Genomic DNA, 20489 nt, shown 5'->3' on the forward strand with positions numbered 1-20489 from the left:
CGGCGGATCGCCGTCGGTCCGTGCCAACGGATCACGCCGGCGATCCGAGCCGGGGGGTTTTACTGCCCCGGCCGACAAGCCACTACTATGGGTTTTGGTAGCTACGACGAGTCCGAACAACAGGAACAGACCGTCGACGACGACGACGGTGAGAGCGTCAACGTCCACGAACACGACCACCAGGGGGAGGTCGAGGTCGAGGACGCCGACAGCGACGAACTGCTGGACCAGCTCCAGGAGATCAAAGAGGAGTAACGCGGCCGGGTCCGGGGGACCGGGGTCCGCGACTGCGGTGCGGGGAGCACCGGTGATTTTCTCATTTTGGCCGTCGACCAGCGACGGCCACGGCGGCGACCGTCCGACTGCCCACATGGGCGAACGACATCGTGTTTCGAAACGAATATCACGGTTTTGCCACTACTCCGGTGCATGGATCCCCGTGTCCGCGAACACGCCGAAGTGCTGGTCGAACACTGTATCGACGTTTCCCAGGGCGACGAGGTGGCTATCATGGCCCCGCACGTCGCCGACGACCTGGTCGTCGCGCTGCACGAACTGCTCGGTGAGAAAGGCGCGACACCGCACCACAGCGGTAGCAGCAGTCGCGCAGCGCGGGCGTACCTCCGGGCCGCTGACGCCGACGACTTCGAGGAGAGCGAGTTCCGCATGGCGGTCGCCGAGACGGCCGACGCGATCATTCAGGTCCGCGCGTCGCGCAACACGTTCGAGATGAGCGACGTCGACCCCGCCAAGACCGCCGCCCGGAAAAAGGCGAACGAGGACGTGATGGAGACGTTCATGGAGAACGACTGGGTGCTCACGCAGTACCCCGCCCCCGCCAACGCGCAGAAGGCCGAGATGAGCACCGCGGCGTACGAGGACTTCGTCTACAGCGCCGTCAACAAGGACTGGGAGGCTCAGCGCGACTTCCAGGCCAACATGGTCGAGATCCTGAACGACGGGAGCGAGGTGCGGATCGTCTCCGGCGACACCACCGACGTGACCATGAGCATCGACGGGATGATCGCCGAGAACGACTGGGCCGACGTGAACATGCCCGCCGGCGAGGTGTTCACTGCGCCGGTGCCGGATTCCGTCGAGGGCGAAGTCCTCTTCGACAAGCCGCTGATGGTTCAGGGCCGCGAGGTCGAGGGGGCGTCCCTGCGGTTCGAGGACGGCGAGGTCGTCGACCACAGCGCCGAGAAGAACGAAGAGGTGCTGACCAGCCTGCTCGACACCGACGACGGCGCGCGCCGCCTCGGCGAACTCGGCATCGGGATGAACCGCGACATCGACCAGTTCACCTACAACATGCTGTTCGACGAGAAGATGGGCGACACCGTCCACATGGCTATCGGCCGTGCCTACCCCGAGACCGTCGGTGAGGACCGCGAAGCGAACGAAAGCGCCGTCCACGAGGACATGATCGTCGACATGAGCGAGGATTCGCGGATCGAGGTCGACGGTGAAGTCGTCCAGCGTGACGGAACGTTCGTGTTTGAGGACGGGTTCGAGAGCTGAAACAACCTCTTTTTGCTCCAGCTTTTGCGAGCGAGCGGAGCGAGCGAGACAAAAGGTGGGTGCAGGTCGTCCAGCGTGACGGAACGTTCGCGTTCGAGGAAGGCGAGGCCGAGTGACCGACGGGAACGAGGCCTCGGATACAGAGCGGTAAACGGAGTGAGCCGCGAGGACGGGTTCGAAAGCGAGGCCGAGTGACCGCAGGCAAGGGCGTCTACTTCACCCTGTAGCTCACCGCGATCCCCTCGCCGAGCGGGAGGACGACCGTCTCGAACGCGTCGTCGTCGCGGACGGTTTCGAGGTACGCCGCGATCCCGAGCGTGTGTTCGTTGGGGTCCTCGGGCTCCTCGCCCTCCAGGATCGCCAGCAGTTTCTCGGTCTCGATGATCCCGGCGGCCATCGCGTTGTCCGCGACGACGACGCCGCCCGGCGGGACCTTCTCCCGGACTGCCTCGAACGCCTCGCGGTAGCGGTGTTTCTGGTGGTCGATCAGCACCACGTCGAACGGGCCGTCGTAGCGTTCTATCGCGTCCAGCGCGTCGCCGCCCTCGTAGGATGCGAGGTCGTCGAACCCGCCGCGGGCCATGTACTCGCGGGCCATGTCGAGTTCGTCCGCGTCGTGTTCTGTGAGGACGATCTCACCGTCGTCCGGGAGCGCGCCGGCGAACCAGTACGCCGAGTAGCCGTAGCCCGAGCCGAACTCGAAGATCCGCCGGGCGTCGACCATGCGCGCGAGCAGGCGCAGCGTCGCGCCGACCTCGTGGCCGACGGTCGGAAAGCCGTGCTCGTCGGCGTACTCGGCCATCTCCGCCTGTACCTCGTCCGGCTCCGGGGCCGCGGCGCGGACGAACCGCGCGGGTTTCTCCGGCAGTATCTCCATGCGTCAGCGTCGGACGTTCGCCGTCGTAACCGTTTGGTTCCCGGAAGCACCGTTCCGGCGGCGTCACCGGTTCCGGCTGACCGGGAACTTCACGCGGTCGGGGTGGTCGTTGAACCGCTGCAGGATCCGTTCGTACAGTTCGTTCCGGACGCGCTGGCCGCGCCGCGGGTGGACCAGATAGCGCAAGCGCAACTCGACCCACGACTCCTCCTGTTTGACGTTGACCGCGGGCCGGTCCTTGACCTCCAGTTCGACGGCGGTCTCGGCCAGCACCTCGCGGTAGCGCGCGACGTTCCGAGCCATCTCGTCGCCGATGAAGTCGTCGGCGGCCGCGACCATCTCGGCGCGGGCGAACTCCAGATCCGTCTCGTAGGCGACCTGCACCGCGAGTTCGTTCCAGACGTAGGGGAACTCCTCCCAGGAGTAGTTGAACACCGCCGCGGAGAGCACGACGCTGTTCGGGACGGTGACGATCCGGCCGGAGGGCTGGTTCGTGGTGACGAGGTCACCGTTGATTTCCCACAGCGTCGTCACGAGGAAGTCCACGTCGATCACGTCGCCCTTCGCGTCGTCGATCCGGACGCGGTCGCCGATCCCGTACGGCCGCTTGACGAGAATGTACACCCAGCCGAGCAGGGAGAACAGCGGCTGCTGGAGGGCGAACGTCACTGCAAAGCCCACGACGCCCAGCGAGAACAGCACGCCGAGCCACTGCTCGGTGACCGCGCCGAACACGCCGACGAGCGCCGCCGCGCCGAAGGCGAGCCGGAGGACGCTTCGGAGGTCGTGGAAGCGACGCTTGCTGGTCGTGTGGCGCTCCACCGCCGCGATCACGAACAGGTAGATACCGTACGCGCCGAGCGCCACCGCGGCGGCCGTCAGCAGTCGCACCGCCAGCGCGGCCGCCGACATCGCACCGACGCTCGGCCACTCGACGGCGGCGGACTGGACGGCCGCCGCGCCAAGCCCGGCGGCGACGGCGAGCGCGAGCGACAGGTAGCCGGCGCGACGGGTCACTGCCTGAACGTGCGCCGGCGGCCACTAAACGGTTCCGGGGACAGCGGCCACGGCGGTCTCGCCCATCCAGTTCCGTCGTGGCCGACTATGTGAAACGGTAGCGGTTTCCATCGGTACCTATTTTATCGTTGTACGTCTTCATGGATAGAGAGGTAGATACGAATGGGATTCTTCGACTCGCTGGGGACGTTAGCAAGCAGTATCGTCGCGGCGCTCGTGATGCTCGTGTTCGCGATCATCAGCTTCTACATCACCGTGTTCATCGTCGGCGCGGGGGCGAACTTCGCCGGCTACGATCCGAGCGGTGACTTCGTCACGCTCGCGGCGGCGATCCTGGCCGGCGCGGCGATCGTCGCCGGCTCGTCGCCGCTCGCGGCCGTCGCCGGCGAGGAGTAACGCACCTGCCGGGTCGGCCACATGCCGACCTGGCCGGTCCACAGGCCGGACCGCCGCCGAGGCCACCGGCAGATGGATACCCGTCGAACCCGTAGCGCCCGTAGGTCATGCCTACCGAACGTGCCACCTTCGGCGGCGGCTGTTTCTGGTGTACCGAGGCGGCGTTCAAGGAACTCGACGGCGTCGAAGCGGTCACCTCCGGCTACGCCGGCGGCTCCGTCGAGAACCCGACGTACAAGCAGGTGTGCAGCGGCGACACCGGCCACGCGGAGGTCGTTCAGGTCGCGTACGACCCCGAGGTCATCGCCTACCCCGACCTGCTGCAGGTGTTTTTCACCGTCCACGACCCGACGCAACTGAATCGGCAGGGACCGGACGTGGGCACGCAGTACCGCTCCATCGTTCTCTACCACGACGACGAGCAGCGCGAGCAGGTCGAGCGCTTCCTCGTCGAACTCTCCGAGGAAGGCGCGTACGACGACGAGATCGTCACCGAGATCGAACCGCTGGAGACGTTCTACGAGGCGGAGGAACGGCACCAGGACTATTACGAGAAGAACCCCAACGACCGCTACTGTAGCTTCTACGCCGAACCGAAGGTCAAGAAGGTCCGCGAGAAGTTCGGCGACCGGGTCGCGGCCGAGCAGTGACGCTGTACCCCGAACTCGTCGCGGACTACGACGAGTCGGCCCCCGAGCCCGCCGACACGGAGACGGCCACGTTCGCGCTCGGCTGCTTCTGGGGGCCGGACGCGACGTTCGGCGCGCTGGACGGCGTCGTCCGAACGCGCGTCGGCTACGCCGGCGGGTCGAAGCCCGACCCCACGTACCACGCGATAGGCGACCACTCCGAGGCGGTACAGGTCGACTACGACCCTGCAAAACTCGACTACGCCGACCTCGTCGCCGTGGCGTTCGCGAACCACGACCCGCGGAGCCAGGCCCGCAAGCGTCAGTATCAGACCGTCGTCTTCCACGAGTCCGAGGCGGAGCGCGCCACCGTCGAGAGCCATATCGCCGAGAGCGACTGGCCGGACGGCGCGGTCGAGACGCGGATCGAACCGCTCGAATCGTTCCACCTCGCCGAACCCTACCACCAGACGTTCCACCTCTCCAGCACCCCGAGCCTTCTGCGGACGTTCGAGGAAGCGGGATACGACGACACCGGGATCCGCGAGTCGCCCGCGGCCGCGAAGGTCAACGCCCACGCCGCGGGGAAGGACGTGCCCGACTTCGAGGGCGCGTTGACGTACGACCCCCGAGACCAGTAATCGAGAGTTTACGTCACCGGTCCGACCGGTGCGAACCCTCTTGCCCGCTCGCGTGGGACAGCCGGACGGTGACCGACGACGATCCGTTCGACGACCTCGGCGTGCCGGACGACCCGACCGCCGACCTCGACCGCGCCAGCCAGCGGCTACGCGTTCGAACCGAGTCGCGCCGCTACGGCAAGCCCGTCACGGTGATCGAGGGGTTCGAGGGCGGGGCGGACGTGGACGCCCTCGCCTCGGACCTGAAGTCCGCGCTCGGCGCGGGCGGGACGGTGAAAGCGGAGTCGATAGAACTGCAGGGCGACCACGCCGACCGCGTTCCCCAACTGCTCCGCGACAGGGGCTATCAGGTCGACGGATAGCGCCACCGGCGAACTGCGGGCGAGCCGACGCGCCACAACGATGACCACGATAACAGAGTACACCCTTCCGGCCGACGAGTTCCCGCTGGGTCGGATCTTCAAGAACAGGCCCGATGCCACCCTGGAACTGGACCGGGTCGTCCCGACCGACGACACGGTGATGCCGTTCTTCTGGGTCATGGACGAGGGCGGCGACATGGCGGAACTCCGCACGACCCTCGCGGACCTGCCGGAGCTCCGGACGGCGGAACTGCTGTCGGACATGGGCGCGAGAGCGCTGTTTCGCGCCGAGTGGCAGCCGGACCACGTCGGGATCATGGGCGCTATCGGCGCGACGGGCGTCACCGTCCTCTCCGCCTCCGGGTCGAGCGCCGGGTGGGCGTTCGAGCTTCGGGCCGACACCAGCGGGCAACTGTCGGCGTTCCAGCAGCACTGCGAGGACCACGACATCCCCGTGACGCTTACTCGCCTCGGCGAGGTGACGAAGGCGGGGACAGGCCGCGACTACGGGCTCACCCCGGACCAGCGGGAGGCGCTGGTGCTGGCGTTCGAGGAGGGGTACTACGAGAACCCCCGCAAGGTCAACCAGGAACGGCTCGCGGCGAAACTGGGGATCAGCCGACAGGCGCTCGCCGCCCGCCTTCGACGGGGGTATCGAAATCTCGTCGGTAGCACGCTCCGCGCCGGGGACCCCACGGACGGGTCTTAAAACAGTTGCCTATGCAGGGGCGAGTCTGAACTCGCTGTACGGTGTATCCCCACCGATGATCTCGGATCACGACCAGCGCTCCGACCCCGACCACCGCTACGAACTGTCCCGCGACGAGCCGCCCAGCGAGGCGGTGCTAACCGCGGTGGCGACGGCCTCCGGCGACGAACCGCTCCCCAGCGCCGCGACGGGGTCGGACGACGTGCTGCCGCCGCTGTACGACGCCGTGGACCCGGACGCGCTCGACGCCCTGTTCCGGCAGGAAAGCGAACAGCAGCCCGGGTTCGGCGGCGAAGTCACGTTTCCGTATCACGGCTACGAGGTCACGGTCCACGGCGGGGACCACCTGACGCTGCGACGACGGACGCCGGAACTCGTCGGCTGACCGCGCCCGTCGTGCCGGTTCGGCACGGTCCCGGCGCTATTCTATACACCCGAATGCGGTTTACGAGTCGTCCCTCGGACGGGATTCTGCCCTCGTCGTCAGGGCTTAATCACCGCGCGGCCCTCGATCTCGCCGTGTTCCAGCTTCTCGGCGACCGTGTTGATCTGCTCTAAGTCGTACTCGCTGGTGTGGAGGTCCATCTCGCCCTGCTCGACCAGCGCGACGAGTTCCTGCAGTTCGGTGTACGTCCCGACCAGCGTCCCGCGGTACGAGAACTCGCCGTCGACGAGCGTCTGGGACGGCTCGTGGACGTGGCCGCCGTAGCCGACGACGTGGTGGTCGCCGCGCCCGGCGAGCAGGTCCGGGGCCAGCGCGGTCGTTGAGTCCGCCCCGACGAAGTCGAGCACCTGGAGCGCCCCGTCGCCGTCGGTGATCCCCTCGATAGCCTCGGCCACGTCCTCGTCCGCGGAGTTCACCGTGTGGTCCGCGCCGCAGTCCTCGGCCAGGTCGAGCGCGGCGTCCTTCACGTCGACGGCGACGGTCTCCGCGGCGCTCATCGCGTCCAGCGCCTGCAGGCCGATGTGGCCGAGACCGCCGATCCCGATCACGACGGCGTAGCTCCCCGGGACGAGTTCGTCGGCCGCCTTCTTCGCCGCGTGGTACGCCGTAATCCCCGCGTCGGCGTGGGGCGCGATCTCGACCGGGTCCAGCGTGTCCAGCTTGATCGCCGCGCGCTCGGACGTGAGCAGGTACTCCGCGAACCCGCCGTCGGTCGTCAGCCCGGGGAACTGGGCGTTCTCGCAGTGCATGTCGTCGCCCAGCCGACAGCGCCGGCAGGTACCGCAGGTCATCAGCGGGTGGCAGATGACCTGATCGCCCTCGGAGACGGTGGTAACTTCGCTCCCCGTCTCGACGACCGTCCCGGCGTTCTCGTGGCCGAGCGTCTGCGGGAGGTCGACCGGGGCGTACCGCTCCCACATCCCCTCGACGATGTGGTTGTCGGTCTGGCACCACCCCGCCCCCTCTACCTCGACGACGACGTGGTCGGACCGTGTGGCTTCGGGCCGGTCGATCTCCTCGACTGTCAGCGCCTCGTTCATGTCGTCGGTGTACTCGTGAAGTCTGGCAGCGAGCATGTCGAATGCTACCACGGGACGGGACTAAAACGTCCGCGTACAGGTCACAACGGCCGGTGCCACGGCGACGAAAGAGTGAGGGTCGTCGCCCGCCAACGGAAACCGATGGAACGAGTCGTCACCGTGGTTCCCGAGGCCGGCCTGCACGCGCGCCCCGCCTCGAAGTTCGTCCAGACCGCGAACCAGTACGACGCCGAGGTCACGATAGCGCCCGTCGCCGGGGACGGCGACCCCGTGAACGCCGGGAGCATGCTCGCCGTTACGGGGCTCGGCGTCGCGTCGGGCGAGGACGTTCGCCTGGTCGCGGAGGGCGACGACGCCGAGGCGGCGCTGGACGCGCTGGAAGCCGTGTTGACGAGCGAGGAAGGGGAACTCTCGTAGCCGGTTACAGTTTCGACACGTCGCGGGCTTCCTCGGCGGAGTCACGGACCGATTCGAGCGTCCCCTTCGGGTTCGCCGCCTCGACGGCCGCGTTGAGTGTGCCTTCGAGCACCGGCGCGTCGGCGATAACGACCTCCTTCTCGGCCGTCTCGACGGCCATCTCGGCGTTCATCACCGCGCTCCCGAGGTCGACGAGGATCACCACCTCGTCGCTGTTCATCCCGTCCAGCGCCTCCTGAATCGCCGGGACGCTGGTGCCGATACCGCCGTCGGGGTCGCCACCCACCGGCACGATCTCGGCGTCCGCGCCGCCCATCTCCGCCGCGATGTCGCGGATCCCCTGCGCCGCGTCGGCGCTGTGGGAGACGACGAGTAGCCCGACCATCAGTCGGCCTCCTCCGCCGCTTCGGGGTCCTCGTCGGGGATCGTCGGCGATGCGGCGTCGACTTCGGTGTCGGCGTCGGTTCGCTCCTCGGCGGCGGCGAGCAGTTCCTCCAGTATCATGAGCGTGCTCGTCGCGCCCGGGTCCTGATGACCGACGGAGCGCCAGCCGAGATACGACGCCCGCCCCTTCGACGCCCGGAGGGGGACGGTGAACTCGACCCCGCGGCGGGCGGCGTCGACCGCCTTCGCCAGCGCCGCGACCGGCGGCAGGTCGTCCTGCTCGACCGACTTCTTGTACGTGTGGACCGCCGGCGTGACCGCGTCGACCATCGTCTTGTCGCCGACGCGCGCGTCGCCGCGGTCCTGGAGCTTTTCGAGGTACGCCTCGGCGAACGCGACGCTCGTCTCGGCGTCGAGACCGTCCGCGAACTCCGTGCTTGCGGACATGATCGACCCGCCGTACAGCGGCCCCGCCGCGCCGCCGACCTCCGAGACGAGGGTGACTCCGACCGTCTTGACCACCTCCTGCACGTCCGGGTCGTCCAGTCCCTGAACCTTCTCGACGGCGGCCTGAAACCCGCGGTGCAGGTTCGCGCCGTGGTCGGCGTCGCCGATGGCCGAGTCGAGGTCGGTCAGGTGCGACTTCTCGGCCTCGATCCGGTCGGCGACGTGCTCGACGGCGGCGACGGCCGCCTCCGCGTCCGACGATGTTGTCATGTCGTGGCGTACCAACGGCGGGCGCGGTGAAAACGCTTTGCCGTCGAGGCGAAGCGTTGATTGCGCGCCGCCGCTACCTCGTTGACATGTCTCTCCGCCTCCTCCACTACTCCGACCTGGAGACCGCCCTCGACGACCCCGACCGCTGTGCCCGCCTCGCCGGCGCTATCGAGGCCCGACACGACGACGACGCGCTCATCGTCGGCACCGGCGACAACACCGCGCCCGGCGCGCTCCCGCTGGCGACGGCGGGCCGCGCCGCGATGCCGTTCTTCCATGCGCTCGCCCCGGACGCCGACACGTTCGGCAACCACGACTTCGACTTCGGGCCGGAGACGGCACGCGAACTCGCCGCCGAGGCCCCGCAGCCGTACCTCTGTGCCAACGCGTTCGTCGACGGCGGGCGGTTCGCCGCCGACGTGACCGAGCCGAGCCGGCTGGTCGAAACCGCGGGCCACCGCGTCGGCATCGTCGGCGTCGCCCACCCCGAGACGGCCGGGATCAACCCGGCAGCAGAGGGCGTCACGTTCGCCGACCCCGTCCCCGCGTTGCGCGAGGAGGCGGCGGCGCTCCGCGACCGCGGCGCGGAGTTCGTCGTCGTCGCCTCCCACTGCGGGAAGCGCGACGACCGGATCGCCCGCGAGACGGACGTGGACGTGGTGCTCGGCGGCCACGTCCACGACGTCCACGTCGAGACCGTCGCGGACACGTTTGTCGTCCGGCCCGGCCGCGCCGGGCGGTACTTCTCCGAGGTGGAACTCGCCCCGACCCGCGACGTGACGATCCACGAGGTCGACGGGGACCACCGCGACGAGGCGGTCGCTGCGGCGCTTCGCGAGCGCCTCGCCGAACACGGCCTGAACGAAGTCGTCGCGACAGTCGACGACCCGGTCCCGCTGACGGAGGAAGCCGCCACCGTCGCCGAGAGCCGGGCGGGCAACCTCGTCGCCGACGCGATCCGCTGGCGGGCCGACGCCGACGCTGCGATCAGCCCGACCGGCGCGCTCCGGTCGGGCGACCCGCTGGCCGGCGACGTGACCGTCGCGGACCTCCAGGGCCTCGCGCCGTACGACGACGAACTCGCCGTCGTCTCGCTGCCGGGCGACCGCCTGCGCGAAGCGCTGGCGGAGCTACCGGTCGGCTATCATCACGACGACTTTCCCGCCCGCTTCTGCAGCCACGTCAGCGGCGCGAGCATCGTCTGGGACGACGCCGCCGGCGAGCTGCGCGAGGCGACGGTCGGCGGCGAGCCGGTCGACCCCGGCGCGGAGTACACGCTCGCGGTGGCGGACTACCTGGTCGAGACGGACCACGTCAGCGCCGCGTTCGGCGAGCCGGACGTGGTCGCACGGCACGGCGTCGCCAGAGATGCCATCGTCGAGTACGCCCGCGAGGAAGGGATCGCCCCCGAAATCGAGGGCCGGATCGAGCGGCCGGAACTCGACGGCTGAGGGCGGCACGTCCGGCAGCTGCACGGAGCGCGCCGAGCGCCCGCCCACCCCGGCTACCGCTTCAGCGCGATCGTGTCAGCCTCGTGCGAGAGCAGGTCCTTCAGCTCGTCGTCGACGTCCATCACCGTCACCGAGCAGCCCGCCATGTCCAGCGAGGTCATGTAGTCGCCCACCCAGGCGTCCCACGTCTCCAGCCCGGCGTCGTCGACGAGTGCCTGCACGCGACGGTTGACCACGTACAGCTCCATCAGCGGCGTCCCGCCCATCCCGTTGACGATGGTGACGACCTCGCCCTCGGGATCAAGGTCGTCCAGCACCGCGCCGGTCAGCTCCTCGGCCACCTCGTCGGCGGGCATCTGCTCGGTGCGCTCGACGCCCGGCTCACCGTGGATGCCGATGCCGAGTTCGATCTCGTCGTCGCCCAGATCGAAGGTGGGCTCGCCCTTCTCCGGCGTCACGCAGGAGGTCAGCGCCGTCCCCATCGTGCCGACGCGGTCGATGGCCTTCTCGGCGACGCGCTTGACCTCGTCGATGTCGCCGCCGCGGTCGGCCATCGCGCCGGCGACCTTGTGGACGAGGATGGTGCCGCAGACGCCGCGCCGCCCGGAGGTGTACGTCGAGTCCTCGACCGCCACGTCGTCGTTGACGACGACCTGCTCGACCTCGGTATCGCCCTCCATCGCGGCCATCTCCGCGGCCGTGTCGAAGTTCATCACGTCGCCCTCGTAGTTCTTCACGACGCAGAGCACGCCCTCGCCGCCGTCCGCGGCCGTGATCATCTCGCCGAGTTCGTCGGCTGTCGGCGACGTGAACACCTCGCCGGCCGCCGCCCCGTCGAGCATCCCGGGACCGAGATAGCCCGCGTGGGTCGGTTCGTGGCCGCTCCCGCCGCCGCTGACGACGCCGACCTTCCCGTCGACCGGCGCGTCCTCGCGCACCAGCACGTTCGTGTCGTCGAGCCGCCGTACCCTGTCCGGGTGCGCCGCCACCATGCCGTCGAGCATCTCGTCGACGATATCTTCCGGATCGTTGATTAACTTCTTCATGCCACTAGTGATCGTCAATCGCTCGACCCATAATTCTATGCCTGCGACCCGTCAGCGGCGGGTTCAGCGCTCCCGGCAAACCCGTCCCGGTCCGTGCCGGTTTTTCGTGCGAGCCACCTACCGTCGTGGGATGACCGACGACCTCTTTACGCCGCTGTCGCTGCGCGGGACCGAGATCCGAAACCGCGTGATGGTGTCGCCCATGTGCCAGTACTCGTGTGACGATGACGGCCTGGCGACCGACTGGCACCGCGTCCACCTCGGCAGCCGCGCGGTCGGCGGTGCGGGCGTCGTGATGGCCGAGGCCACCGCCGTCGAGGCGCGCGGCCGAATCTCGCCGAACGACCTCGGGATCTGGAGCGACGAGCACGGCGACGCGCTGGCCCCCACCGCCGAGTTCGTCAGCGAACACGGCGCAGTCCCGGCGATCCAGCTCGCCCACGCCGGCCGGAAGGGGAGCAAGACCCGGGCGTGGGAGGGCAGCCATCCGCTCGGCCCCGACGACGGCGGATGGGAGACGGTCGCCCCGAGCGACGCTCCGTACCCCTACGAGGACGACGACCCGCCCGCGACGCGCCGGATGGACCAGGACGACATCGAAGACGTGATCGACGCCTTCGAGGCAGGCGCGGAGCGCGCGCTGACGGCCGGCTTCGAGGTGGCGGAGGTCCACGCCGCGCACGGCTACCTGCTCCACCAGTTCCTCTCGCCGGTGACGAACCGCCGCGAGGACGACTACGGCGGGAGCTTCGCGGACCGGGCGCGGCTGGTCCGCGAGGTGACCCGGCGCGTCCGCGACGTGTGGCCCGACGAAAAGTCCGTGTTCGTCCGCCTCTCCGCGACGGACTGGCTCCCGGACCGCGAATCGTGGACCGTCGACGACACCGCCCACCTCGCGGGCCTGCTCGCCGACGACGGCGCGGACCTGATCGACGTGAGCGCGGGCGGGATCCACCCCGACCAGCAGGTGCCCGACGGCGGACCGAACTACCAGGTGCCGTACGCCGAGCGCGTCGGCGAGGCGACCGACGCGGCAGTCGGTGCAGTCGGCGGGATCACGGCCGCCGAGCAGGCCGACGCCGTCGTCCGCAACGGCCGCGCCGACCTGGCTATCGTCGGTCGGGAACACCTGCGTGACCCGTACTTCACGCTCCACGCCGCCGAGGAACTCGACGCGCTGGACCGCGTCGACATGCCGGTCCAGTACCGACGCGGGTTCTGAGCGTGGCCCGGGCGGGTCCGGGACCGGCCGATTACTCCTCCGTCCACTTGATCGAACAGCCACGCGACGGCTGTTCCTCGATGTCGACTGCCTCGCCCGCCAGCACGGCGTCTATCGCCTCGCGGATCTGGTACCGCGTCGGCTCGTCGTCCGGGTTCGGTGCGTCGTCCAGGCGGCCGTGGTAGGCCAGTCGGAAGCTGTCACCGTCATTTCGGAACAGGAACGGATCCGGCGTGCAGACAGCGCCGTAGGCCGCGGCGACTTCCTGGGACTCGTCGCGGAGGTAGGCGTCGTAGTCGATCCGGCCGTCGTCGACGAACTCCCGCATCGTCTCGAAGGAGTCCTCCGGATACTCGTCGGCGTCGTTGGGGTTGATCCCGACGACGGCGACCTCGTCGTACTCGTCGGCCAGTTCGTTCAACAGGTCGAACTTCGCCTGGGCGTACGGACAGTGGTTGCAGGTAAACACGACCAGCAGGGCCTCGTATCCGGCGAAGTCGTCGAGCGAGTGTCGATCGCCGTCGACGCCGGGCAGGTCGAACGCCGGTGCCTCGTCGCCCCGTGCCAGTTCCGAGTCGGACTCCATCATCACCATACGGGGTCGTTGCGGCCGCGGCGGCTTATCGGTTGCCTCCGCAGGGCGGCGGCCGAAGCGGGCGTCGTCGCCGAGCCCTCACTCGACCGTGGTGAAGTACACCGCGAGCAGGGCGAAGCCGACGCCAAGGAGCTTCCGGCTCGTGAGCGCCTCGTCCAGAAAGACGATCCCGAGCAGCGAACTCGTCACCAGAAACAGGCCGAACACCGGCGTCACGACGCTCACCGGTCCCATCGACAGCGCCCGGTAGTACGAGAGGATCCCGATCGCGAGACAGAGCCCGGCACCGTACATGTACGGCGCTTTCGGATGGGTCGCGTACTGCGCTATCGACCCGTCGGTCCGGAGGGCAAGCAGGAGCGCGACGCCGACGAGGATCAGGTTCGAGAACAGCGTCGCCACGTCGCTCGGGATCGACTCCGTGGCGACCTTCATCAACGGTGCGACCATCGTGTACGCGAAGAGGGCGACCACCGCCCAGCCGATGTAGTTCATGTCCTCCGTCGCGTACGGAGGCTGGATAGGCTTTCGAAACCGAACGAGCAAGCCCCCGTGAGAGGTTTGCACGGACGGGAAACCCTTTTGCCGCCCCCACCGACTCCCCTACACATGACCGCCAAGCGCGAACTGCTCGACCTCCTGCTGGAGAACGCCCGGTACTCGACGGAGGACCTGGCGCGGATGACCGACCTCTCCGAGGCGGAGGTCGTCTCGACCATCGAGACGCTGGAAGACGAGGGGATCATCCGCGGCTACCAGGCCGTCGTCGACTGGCACCGCGTGAAAGAGGAACACATCCGCGCCGAGGTCGAGTTGAACGTCACGCTCGACCGCGAGACGGGGTACGACGACATCGCCGACCGGCTCGGTCGCTTCCCCGAGGTGACGACGCTCCAGCTCGTCAGCGGCGACTACGACTTCCACCTCGAAGTGGAGGGCGACTCCCTGCAGGAGGTGTCGAACTTCATCAGCGAGAAGGTGGCCCCGACGCCGGAGATCACCCAGACGGTCACCCACTACGTGATGGAGACGTACAAGGACCGCGGCATCGAGTTCGAGGACGGCCACGGCGACGACCGGCTGTCGATCTCCCCATGAACCCCTCGGAGCGCGTCCAGCGCGTCCCGCCGTCGGGGATCCGCAAGTTCTTCGAGCTCGCCGAGGAGCAGGATGACGTGATCTCGCTGGGCGTCGGCGAGCCGGACTTCTCCGCGCCGTGGGCCGCACGTGACGCCGCGATCGACTCGCTGGAGCGCGGCCGGACCTCCTACACGGCGAACCGCGGGATGGCCGACCTCCGAGGAGCCATCGCCGAGCACGTCGCCGAGCGCTACGACCTGCAGTACGACCCCGACGACGAGATCCTCGTCACGACTGGCGTCAGCGAGGGCGTCGACGTGGCGATGCGGGCGCTGGTCGACCCCGGCGACGCCGTCGCCGTCCCCGAGCCGTCGTACATCTCCTACGCCCCGGGCGTGATCTTCGCCGACGGCGACCCCCTGCCGGTGCCGACCCGCGAGGCCGACGAGTTCAAGCTCACCTACGAGCAACTCGCGGAGAGCGGTGCGGCCGACGCCGAGGCGCTGATCTTCTGTTACCCGAACAACCCGACCGGCGCGGTGATGACCGAGTCCGAACTGGAGCCGGTCGCCGAGTTCGTCCGGGAGCACGACCTGACGGTGCTCGCAGATGAGATCTACGCCGACCTCACCTACGGCCACGACCACACCTCGATCGCCACGCTGCCGGGGATGCGCGAGCGCACCGTCGTGTTCAACGGCTTCTCGAAGGCGTACGCGATGACCGGCCTCCGACTGGGCTACGCGCTCGCGCCGCCGGAGGGGATCGCGGCGATGAACCGGGTCCACCAGTACTCGATGCTGTCGGCCCCGACGACCGCCCAGCACGCCGCGCTGGAGGCGCTGCACTCCTGCGACGACGCCGTCGACGAGATGGTCGCCACGTACGACCGCCGCCGGAAGCTCGTCCTCTCGCGGTTCGACGAGATGGGGATCGACTGCTTCGAGGCGAAGGGCGCGTTCTACGTGTTCCCGAAGGCCCCCGGCGGCGACGCCGAGGCGTTCGCCGAGGACCTGCTGGAAGCGCAGGGCGTCGCGGTCGTCCCGGGCGACGCCTTCGGCGAGGGCGGCGAGGGGCACCTGCGCGTCTCCTACGCGACGGGGACGAAGGACCTCAAGGAAGCGATGGACCGGATCGAGGCGTTCCTGTAGCGGCGCAGGGACGCGTGCGCACCGACTACAGCTTGCCGAACTCCCGCATCATCTCGACCAGTTCGCGGGCGGACTCGATTTTCTCCCGCCGCACCTGCTCCCCGTAGCTCGGGTCCTCGACGGACTCGAAGGCGTTTATCGCTCTGTCCAGCTCCCGGATATCCGGCACCAGCGACTCCGCGGTCGCGTAGTCGACCTCGCGGTTCCGGATCCGGCGGACGAGCTCGGCCCGTTCCCGGCGAAGGTGTGTGAGCACGTCCTCGACACGCTCGCGGGCCTCTCCCGTTAGTTCCTCCCGGTCCGACACCTCGAAGTAGAACTCGCGGACCGGAACCGACTCGCCGTCGACCCGGACCGTCTCGGGGATCGAGCCGCCCAGCGTCCCGCTCGTCCGGTGCACTCGGCCGAGCAGTTCGTCGCGCTGTCGCTCGGTCATGCGCCCGGTGTCGTCGGTGTCGCCAGAGGTGGTCATCGTACGTTTCGGAGTTGCGTCGACTGCCCGATAGTCGTTCGGAGCAACGAATTACTCTAACCACGCCGACACGAACGTTTACGGCGAGGGGGCCGTACCACCGGACGATGGCCGGGGAGTCGGATCCGACCGAGGTGTTCGACCTGGCGAGCAACGAGACGCGGCGAGCCATCCTCCGGGCGCTGGCGGACGCGTACCGCGAGGACCCGGCGGATCCGTGGGTCGAGTACAGCGATCTCCAGTCGGCGGCCGGCGTCCGCGACAACGGGAACTTCAACTACCACCTCGACCGCCTCGACGGCCTCGCCGTGGACGCGGCGGACGGCTATCGCCTCTCCCGGGTCGGGATGGAAGTGGTCTCGACCATCGCCTCGGGCGTCCTCGACCCGGACTGGACGTGGGGACCGGTCGACGCGCCGGGCACCTGCCTCTACTGTGACAACCCGGCGCGATTGCAGTACGCGGACGGCGTGCTGTGGCTGACCTGCGGCGACGGCGACCACGAGGCCGGCCTCTCGGTGCCGCCGAGCCTCCTCGAATCGCACCCCGACGACGAGGTGCCGGAACTGGTCGGGTTCCTCGAAAACCGCTGGGGCGAACTGACCCGGAAGGGGATCTGCTCGGAGTGCAGCGGCCCGGTCGAGGGCCGGATCGAGTACGGTGGCGTCGGCCCGGACCACCACTACTACCACGGCGAGTGCGACCGGTGTGGCTTCCACCACGGGATCCCGGTCGGCCTGTTCCTCGTCAGCCACGCCGCGGTGGTCGCGTTCCACTACGACCACGGTGTCGACGTTCGAGCCACGCCGTTCTGGACGCTCGACTTCTGCACGCCCGGCTCCGAGACGGTGGTGTCCGAGGACCCATTCAGAGTGCGCGTGGACGCGGAGCAAGACGGCGAGACGCTCTCGGTCACGCTGGACCGTAGCGGCACGGTCGTCGAAACCGAGCGCACGACCGCAGGAGAGTAAGGGGGTCGGAACCGCTCAGGCCAGCGCGCTGCCGGCGCGGATGATCGTCTCCTCGCCGAACGCGGGACCGATGAACTGGAGACCGACCGGCAGGCCGTCGGTCTCGCCCGCCGGCACGGAGATGGCGGGCAGGTCCGCGAGATTGACCGGGACCGTGTTGGCGTCCGCGAGGTACATCTGTAGCGGGTCGTCGAGGCTCTCGCCGCGCTCGAACGGCGGGGTCGGCATCGTCGGGCTGGCGAGTACGTCGGCCCCGGCGAGCGCCTCGTCGAAGTCCTGCTTGACCCAGGCGCGGGCGTCCTGCGCTTTCTTGTAGTACTTGTCGTGGTAGCCGGCCGAGAGCGCGTACGTCCCGAGCAGGATCCGGCGCGTGACCTCCTCGCCGAACCCCTCCTCGCGGGTCTTCGCGAACGCCTCGTTCCAGTTCCCGTCGCTCTCGGCGCGGTGGCCGTAGCGGACGCCGTCGAACCGGGCGAGGTTCGAGGACGCTTCGGACATGGCGATGACGTAGTACGCCTCGACGGCGTGCTCGACGGAGGGGAGTTCGACCTCGTGGTACGACGCGCCCCGCGCTTCGAGGTCGTCGAGCGCCGCGTAGAACGTCTCGACGACGCCCTCGTCGGCCCCCTCGACGAGGTTCGTCGGGACGGCTATCTCCATGCCGTCCACGTCGCCGTCCGCCGCGTCGGCGTAGTCGGCCGCGTTGGCGGGGTGGTCGCCCGCCTCGTCGCCGTACTGCGTCGTCGCGTCGTTCGGGTCCGGGCCGGCGATGACGTCGAGCAGTTCGGCGGCGTCCGCGACGGTCTCGCCGAACGGCCCGATCTGCTCCAGACTGTTCGCGTAGGCGACCAGCCCGTACCGCGAGACGAGCCCGTAGGTGGGTTTGATCCCCACCACGCCGCAGAACGCCGCCGGGTTCCGCACCGAGCCGCCGGTGTCGGAGCCGAGCGCGAGGTCGGCCTCGCCGGCCGCGACGGCCGCCGCGCTCCCGCCGGAGGAGCCGCCGGGGACGTGGCCCTCCGCCGCGGGGTTCTCGACGGGACCGAACGCCGACGTTTCGGTGGTCGACCCCATCCCGAACTCGTCCATGTTCGCCTTGCCGACGATGGTCGCGCCGGCGTCTTTCAGGCGCTCGACGACCGTCGCGTCGTACGGCGGGACGTAGTCGGCGAGCATCTCCGAGCCGCAGGTCGTGCGGACGCCTTCGGTGGAGATGTTGTCCTTGACCGCGACCGTCCGCCCGGCGAGCGGGCCGTCCTCGGCCCCCTCGATCCGTTCCTCGGTGACGAAGGCGTTCAGGCTCATGAGACGTTCGGCCCCTCGAAGTAACCGTCGTCGGTCTCCGCCGCGTTGGCGAGGGCCTCGGACTGCGAGAGGCTCTCGCGGACTTCGTCCTCACGCATCACGTTGACGAGGTCGGCGTCCCGGTCGACCTCGGGCACCTCGTCCAGCGTCTCGAAGTAGCCGAGGATGTCCGCGAACTGCTCGGCGAACCGGTCGACGTCCTCGTCGGCCAGGTCGACCCGCGCGAGGTCCGCGACGTGGCGCACCTCCTCGGGGTCGACGGGCGAGTCGCTCATACGGGAGGGGACTCCCTTCCCGGGAGTAAGGGTTTCGATACGGGCGAAGCGGCGGACGGGTGCGGACTGACGAAAGCGGCACACAACCGATGAAGCTCCCGATTTCAGGGATCCAGCCCTTTCCGCTGCCCTCAACTTTAAGTCCGAATAGACCCAACAAAATATCGCACACAGGCGTTCTTCGGGTGCCCCGTCCCCGACCCCACACCATGACTGATACCAGAACCAGCGACCACGCGGAGCGACGGACGCGCGACGAGTCCGAGACGACGGCCGACGAGGCGACCGACCTCGCCTGTCCGGAGTGTGGCGGCGACCTCGAAGCCGACGCCGCCCAGGGCGAGACGGTGTGTTCGGACTGTGGCCTCGTCGTCGAGGAGGACGAGATAGACCACGGTCCGGAGTGGCGCGCGTTCGACGCCAAGGAGAAAGACGAGAAGTCCCGCGTCGGCGCGCCCACCACGAAGATGATGCACGACGAGGGCCTCTCGACCAACATCGGCTGGCAGGACAAGGACGCCAGCGGCCGGGCGCTGTCGGCCCGCAAGCGCGAGAAGATGCAGCGCCTGCGCACCTGGAACGAGCGGTTTCGCACCCGCGACGCGAAGGAGCGCAACCTGAAGCAGGCGCTCGGCGAGATCGACCGGATGGCGTCGGCGCTCGGCCTCCCCGAGAACGTCCGCGAGACGGCGAGCGTCATCTACCGACGCGCGCTGGACGAGGACCTCCTGCCGGGCCGCTCCATCGAAGGCGTCTCCACGGCGTCGCTGTACGCCGCCGCCCGCCAGGCCGGCACGCCGCGAAGCCTCGACGAGATCGCGGCCGTCAGCCGCGTCGGCAAGACCGAGATCGCCCGGACGTACCGCTACGTCGTCCGGGAACTCGGCCTCGAAGTCCAGCCCGCCGATCCCGAGAGCTACGTCCCCCGGTTTGCCAGCGACCTCGACCTGAACGACCGCGTCGAGCGCCGCGCTCGCGAACTCCTGCGCAACGCCAAGGAGGAAGGCGTCCACAGCGGCAAGTCGCCGGTCGGCCTCGCGGCCGCCGCCGTCTACGCCGCCTCGCTGCTCACCGACGACCAGGTCACCCAGTCCTCCGTGGGCGAGGTCGCGGACGTGAGCGAGGTGACCATCCGCAACCGCTACCACGAGATCCTCGACGCGAGCGACGCCGCGCCGGCGTAGCGGCGACCAGCCCGCGTAACGACGCCCTCAAGTCCACCCCGTCGCATCGGGGCGTATGGAGACGACCCGACATTTCACCGCGACGACGTACGTCGTCGAGAGCGGCGCGACCGTCCTCCACGAGCACGACCGCATCGGCAAGTGGCTCCCGCCGGGCGGCCACGTCGACCGCGGCGAGGTCCCCCACGAGGCCGCCGTGCGTGAGGTCCGGGAGGAGACGGGGCTGGCCGTGTCGCTCCGGACGGAGACCGACGACATCGGCTCGCCGACCGTCGAGTCGCTCCCCCAGCCCGAGCACATGCTGCTCGCGGACGTGAATTTCCACGGCGGCGAGGTCGGCCACCAGCACATCGACCACGTGTTCTACGCCGAGGCGGACTCCCGGGACCTCTCGCCCGCGGACGGCGAGGAGGACGCATCGGCGTGGGAGTGGTTCACGCCGGCGGACCTGCGGAACAACGACGAACTCGACCCCGACGTGGCCGAGATCGGCCAGCGGGCGATCGCCGCCGTCGACGGGGCGGGGAACTGACTCCCGCGGCTGGCGGGCGGACGGCCGGCTCGCACGACGGCCGAAGCGAT

Annotated in this window: 27 protein-coding genes; 16 read left to right on the forward strand and 11 right to left on the reverse strand. The window is 69.1% G+C overall.

What is annotated here, in order from left to right; genetic code table 11:
- The first annotated feature begins 87 nt into the window (after positions 1–87).
- On the forward strand, positions 88–255 hold the full coding sequence (locus tag D8896_RS11985) for a DUF5786 family protein (protein WP_121822335.1): 168 nt from the start codon (positions 88–90) through the stop codon (positions 253–255).
- Between the two features lie 174 nt (positions 256–429).
- Positions 430–1521, forward strand: a complete 1092-nt coding sequence (locus tag D8896_RS11990) for an aminopeptidase (protein ID WP_121822336.1) — start codon at positions 430–432, stop codon at positions 1519–1521.
- A gap of 211 nt (positions 1522–1732) precedes the next feature.
- Here D8896_RS11990 and D8896_RS11995 read toward each other — a convergent pair whose 3' ends face one another.
- Together D8896_RS11995 and D8896_RS12000 are read right to left on the reverse strand one after the other, a co-directional pair.
- Positions 1733–2398, reverse strand: coding sequence for an O-methyltransferase (locus D8896_RS11995; protein ID WP_121822337.1), 666 nt, complete (start codon positions 2396–2398; stop codon positions 1733–1735).
- Between the two features lie 63 nt (positions 2399–2461).
- Positions 2462–3415, reverse strand: coding sequence for a mechanosensitive ion channel family protein (locus D8896_RS12000; protein ID WP_240452023.1), 954 nt, complete (start codon positions 3413–3415; stop codon positions 2462–2464).
- A 162-nt stretch (positions 3416–3577) separates the two neighbouring features.
- Here D8896_RS12000 and D8896_RS12005 point away from each other — a divergent pair, with 162 nt between their 5' ends.
- The 6 genes from D8896_RS12005 (at position 3578) to D8896_RS12030 (ending at position 6537) form a co-directional block, all read left to right on the forward strand.
- Positions 3578–3811 carry a hypothetical protein gene (locus D8896_RS12005; protein ID WP_121822338.1) on the forward strand — a complete coding sequence of 78 codons (234 nt, stop codon included), beginning with the start codon at positions 3578–3580 and terminating at the stop codon, positions 3809–3811.
- Between the two features lie 107 nt (positions 3812–3918).
- On the forward strand, positions 3919–4461 hold the full coding sequence (gene msrA / locus D8896_RS12010) for a peptide-methionine (S)-S-oxide reductase MsrA (protein ID WP_121822339.1): 543 nt from the start codon (positions 3919–3921) through the stop codon (positions 4459–4461).
- Positions 4458–5081 carry a peptide-methionine (S)-S-oxide reductase MsrA gene (locus D8896_RS12015; RefSeq protein ID WP_121822340.1) on the forward strand — a complete coding sequence of 208 codons (624 nt, stop codon included), beginning with the start codon at positions 4458–4460 and terminating at the stop codon, positions 5079–5081. The genes msrA and D8896_RS12015 overlap by 4 nt, the downstream gene beginning before the upstream one ends.
- 68 nt (positions 5082–5149) lie before the next feature.
- Positions 5150–5443, forward strand: a complete 294-nt coding sequence (locus D8896_RS12020; protein ID WP_121822341.1) for an SUI1 family translation initiation factor — start codon at positions 5150–5152, stop codon at positions 5441–5443.
- A 40-nt stretch (positions 5444–5483) separates the two neighbouring features.
- Positions 5484–6152: a helix-turn-helix domain-containing protein gene (locus tag D8896_RS12025; protein WP_121822342.1), complete on the forward strand. Its 669-nt coding sequence runs from the start codon at positions 5484–5486 to the stop codon at positions 6150–6152.
- 55 nt (positions 6153–6207) lie between these two features.
- The gene (locus D8896_RS12030) at positions 6208–6537 is read left to right on the forward strand and encodes a HalOD1 output domain-containing protein (protein WP_121822343.1); all 330 of its coding nucleotides are present in this window, start codon (positions 6208–6210) and stop codon (positions 6535–6537) included.
- A gap of 98 nt (positions 6538–6635) precedes the next feature.
- Here the strand turns inward: D8896_RS12030 and D8896_RS12035 are convergent, their stop codons facing one another.
- Entirely contained in the window at positions 6636–7673 is a 1038-nt protein-coding gene (locus D8896_RS12035) for an NAD(P)-dependent alcohol dehydrogenase (RefSeq protein WP_121822344.1), read from the reverse strand.
- Positions 7674–7778: 105 nt separating this feature from the next.
- On the opposite strand from D8896_RS12035, the gene ptsH1 reads away from it, so the two are divergent.
- Positions 7779–8054 (forward strand): phosphocarrier protein HPr, encoded by a 276-nt coding sequence (gene ptsH1 / locus D8896_RS12040; protein WP_121822345.1) that lies wholly within the window; start codon positions 7779–7781, stop codon positions 8052–8054.
- A gap of 4 nt (positions 8055–8058) precedes the next feature.
- Here the strand turns inward: ptsH1 and dhaM are convergent, their stop codons facing one another.
- Both dhaM and dhaL read right to left on the reverse strand, forming a co-directional pair.
- Positions 8059–8439, reverse strand: a complete 381-nt coding sequence (gene dhaM, locus D8896_RS12045; RefSeq protein WP_121822346.1) for a dihydroxyacetone kinase phosphoryl donor subunit DhaM — start codon at positions 8437–8439, stop codon at positions 8059–8061.
- On the reverse strand, positions 8439–9155 hold the full coding sequence (dhaL, locus tag D8896_RS12050) for a dihydroxyacetone kinase subunit DhaL (protein WP_121822347.1): 717 nt from the start codon (positions 9153–9155) through the stop codon (positions 8439–8441). The genes dhaM and dhaL overlap by 1 nt, the downstream gene beginning before the upstream one ends.
- 86 nt (positions 9156–9241) lie before the next feature.
- Between dhaL and D8896_RS12055 the strand changes: the two genes are divergently transcribed.
- Positions 9242–10606 (forward strand): bifunctional metallophosphatase/5'-nucleotidase, encoded by a 1365-nt coding sequence (locus D8896_RS12055; protein ID WP_121822348.1) that lies wholly within the window; start codon positions 9242–9244, stop codon positions 10604–10606.
- Between the two features lie 53 nt (positions 10607–10659).
- On the opposite strand, the gene dhaK is transcribed toward D8896_RS12055, so the two are convergent.
- A complete protein-coding gene (gene dhaK / locus D8896_RS12060) occupies positions 10660–11652 on the reverse strand; it encodes a dihydroxyacetone kinase subunit DhaK (RefSeq protein WP_121822349.1) in 993 nt (330 codons plus the stop codon).
- A 130-nt stretch (positions 11653–11782) separates the two neighbouring features.
- Between dhaK and D8896_RS12065 the strand changes: the two genes are divergently transcribed.
- Positions 11783–12874 carry an NADH:flavin oxidoreductase/NADH oxidase gene (locus tag D8896_RS12065; protein ID WP_121822350.1) on the forward strand — a complete coding sequence of 364 codons (1092 nt, stop codon included), beginning with the start codon at positions 11783–11785 and terminating at the stop codon, positions 12872–12874.
- 31 nt (positions 12875–12905) lie between these two features.
- On the opposite strand, the gene D8896_RS12070 is transcribed toward D8896_RS12065, so the two are convergent.
- Both D8896_RS12070 and D8896_RS12075 read right to left on the reverse strand, forming a co-directional pair.
- Positions 12906–13469 (reverse strand): thioredoxin family protein, encoded by a 564-nt coding sequence (locus D8896_RS12070; RefSeq protein WP_121822351.1) that lies wholly within the window; start codon positions 13467–13469, stop codon positions 12906–12908.
- 78 nt (positions 13470–13547) lie between these two features.
- Positions 13548–13964: an EamA family transporter gene (locus D8896_RS12075; protein WP_121822352.1), complete on the reverse strand. Its 417-nt coding sequence runs from the start codon at positions 13962–13964 to the stop codon at positions 13548–13550.
- 114 nt (positions 13965–14078) lie between these two features.
- Between D8896_RS12075 and D8896_RS12080 the strand changes: the two genes are divergently transcribed.
- Complete coding sequence (locus D8896_RS12080) at positions 14079–14567, forward strand: Lrp/AsnC family transcriptional regulator (protein ID WP_121822353.1); 489 nt, start codon at positions 14079–14081, stop codon at positions 14565–14567.
- Positions 14564–15700 carry a pyridoxal phosphate-dependent aminotransferase gene (locus D8896_RS12085; protein ID WP_121822354.1) on the forward strand — a complete coding sequence of 379 codons (1137 nt, stop codon included), beginning with the start codon at positions 14564–14566 and terminating at the stop codon, positions 15698–15700. Before D8896_RS12080 ends, D8896_RS12085 begins: the two co-directional genes overlap by 4 nt.
- 25 nt (positions 15701–15725) lie before the next feature.
- On the opposite strand, the gene D8896_RS12090 is transcribed toward D8896_RS12085, so the two are convergent.
- The gene (locus tag D8896_RS12090) at positions 15726–16172 is read right to left on the reverse strand and encodes a DUF5788 family protein (RefSeq protein ID WP_121822355.1); all 447 of its coding nucleotides are present in this window, start codon (positions 16170–16172) and stop codon (positions 15726–15728) included.
- A 107-nt stretch (positions 16173–16279) separates the two neighbouring features.
- Between D8896_RS12090 and D8896_RS12095 the strand changes: the two genes are divergently transcribed.
- Positions 16280–17143 (forward strand): DUF7351 domain-containing protein, encoded by an 864-nt coding sequence (locus D8896_RS12095; RefSeq protein WP_121822356.1) that lies wholly within the window; start codon positions 16280–16282, stop codon positions 17141–17143.
- 15 nt (positions 17144–17158) lie between these two features.
- Here D8896_RS12095 and gatA read toward each other — a convergent pair whose 3' ends face one another.
- Positions 17159–18448, reverse strand: a complete 1290-nt coding sequence (gene gatA / locus D8896_RS12100; RefSeq protein ID WP_121822357.1) for an Asp-tRNA(Asn)/Glu-tRNA(Gln) amidotransferase subunit GatA — start codon at positions 18446–18448, stop codon at positions 17159–17161.
- Positions 18445–18723 (reverse strand): Asp-tRNA(Asn)/Glu-tRNA(Gln) amidotransferase subunit GatC, encoded by a 279-nt coding sequence (gene gatC / locus D8896_RS12105; RefSeq protein WP_121822358.1) that lies wholly within the window; start codon positions 18721–18723, stop codon positions 18445–18447. Before gatC ends, gatA begins: the two co-directional genes overlap by 4 nt.
- A gap of 209 nt (positions 18724–18932) precedes the next feature.
- On the opposite strand from gatC, the gene D8896_RS12110 reads away from it, so the two are divergent.
- Both D8896_RS12110 and D8896_RS12115 read left to right on the forward strand, forming a co-directional pair.
- A complete protein-coding gene (locus D8896_RS12110) occupies positions 18933–19907 on the forward strand; it encodes a transcription initiation factor IIB (RefSeq protein WP_121822359.1) in 975 nt (324 codons plus the stop codon).
- Positions 19908–19962: 55 nt separating this feature from the next.
- A complete protein-coding gene (locus D8896_RS12115; protein WP_121822360.1) occupies positions 19963–20439 on the forward strand; it encodes an NUDIX hydrolase in 477 nt (158 codons plus the stop codon).
- Positions 20440–20489 lie beyond the last annotated feature (50 nt).

Source organism: Halostella salina (genome assembly GCF_003675855.1).
GTDB lineage: Archaea > Halobacteriota > Halobacteria > Halobacteriales > Natronoarchaeaceae > Halostella > Halostella salina.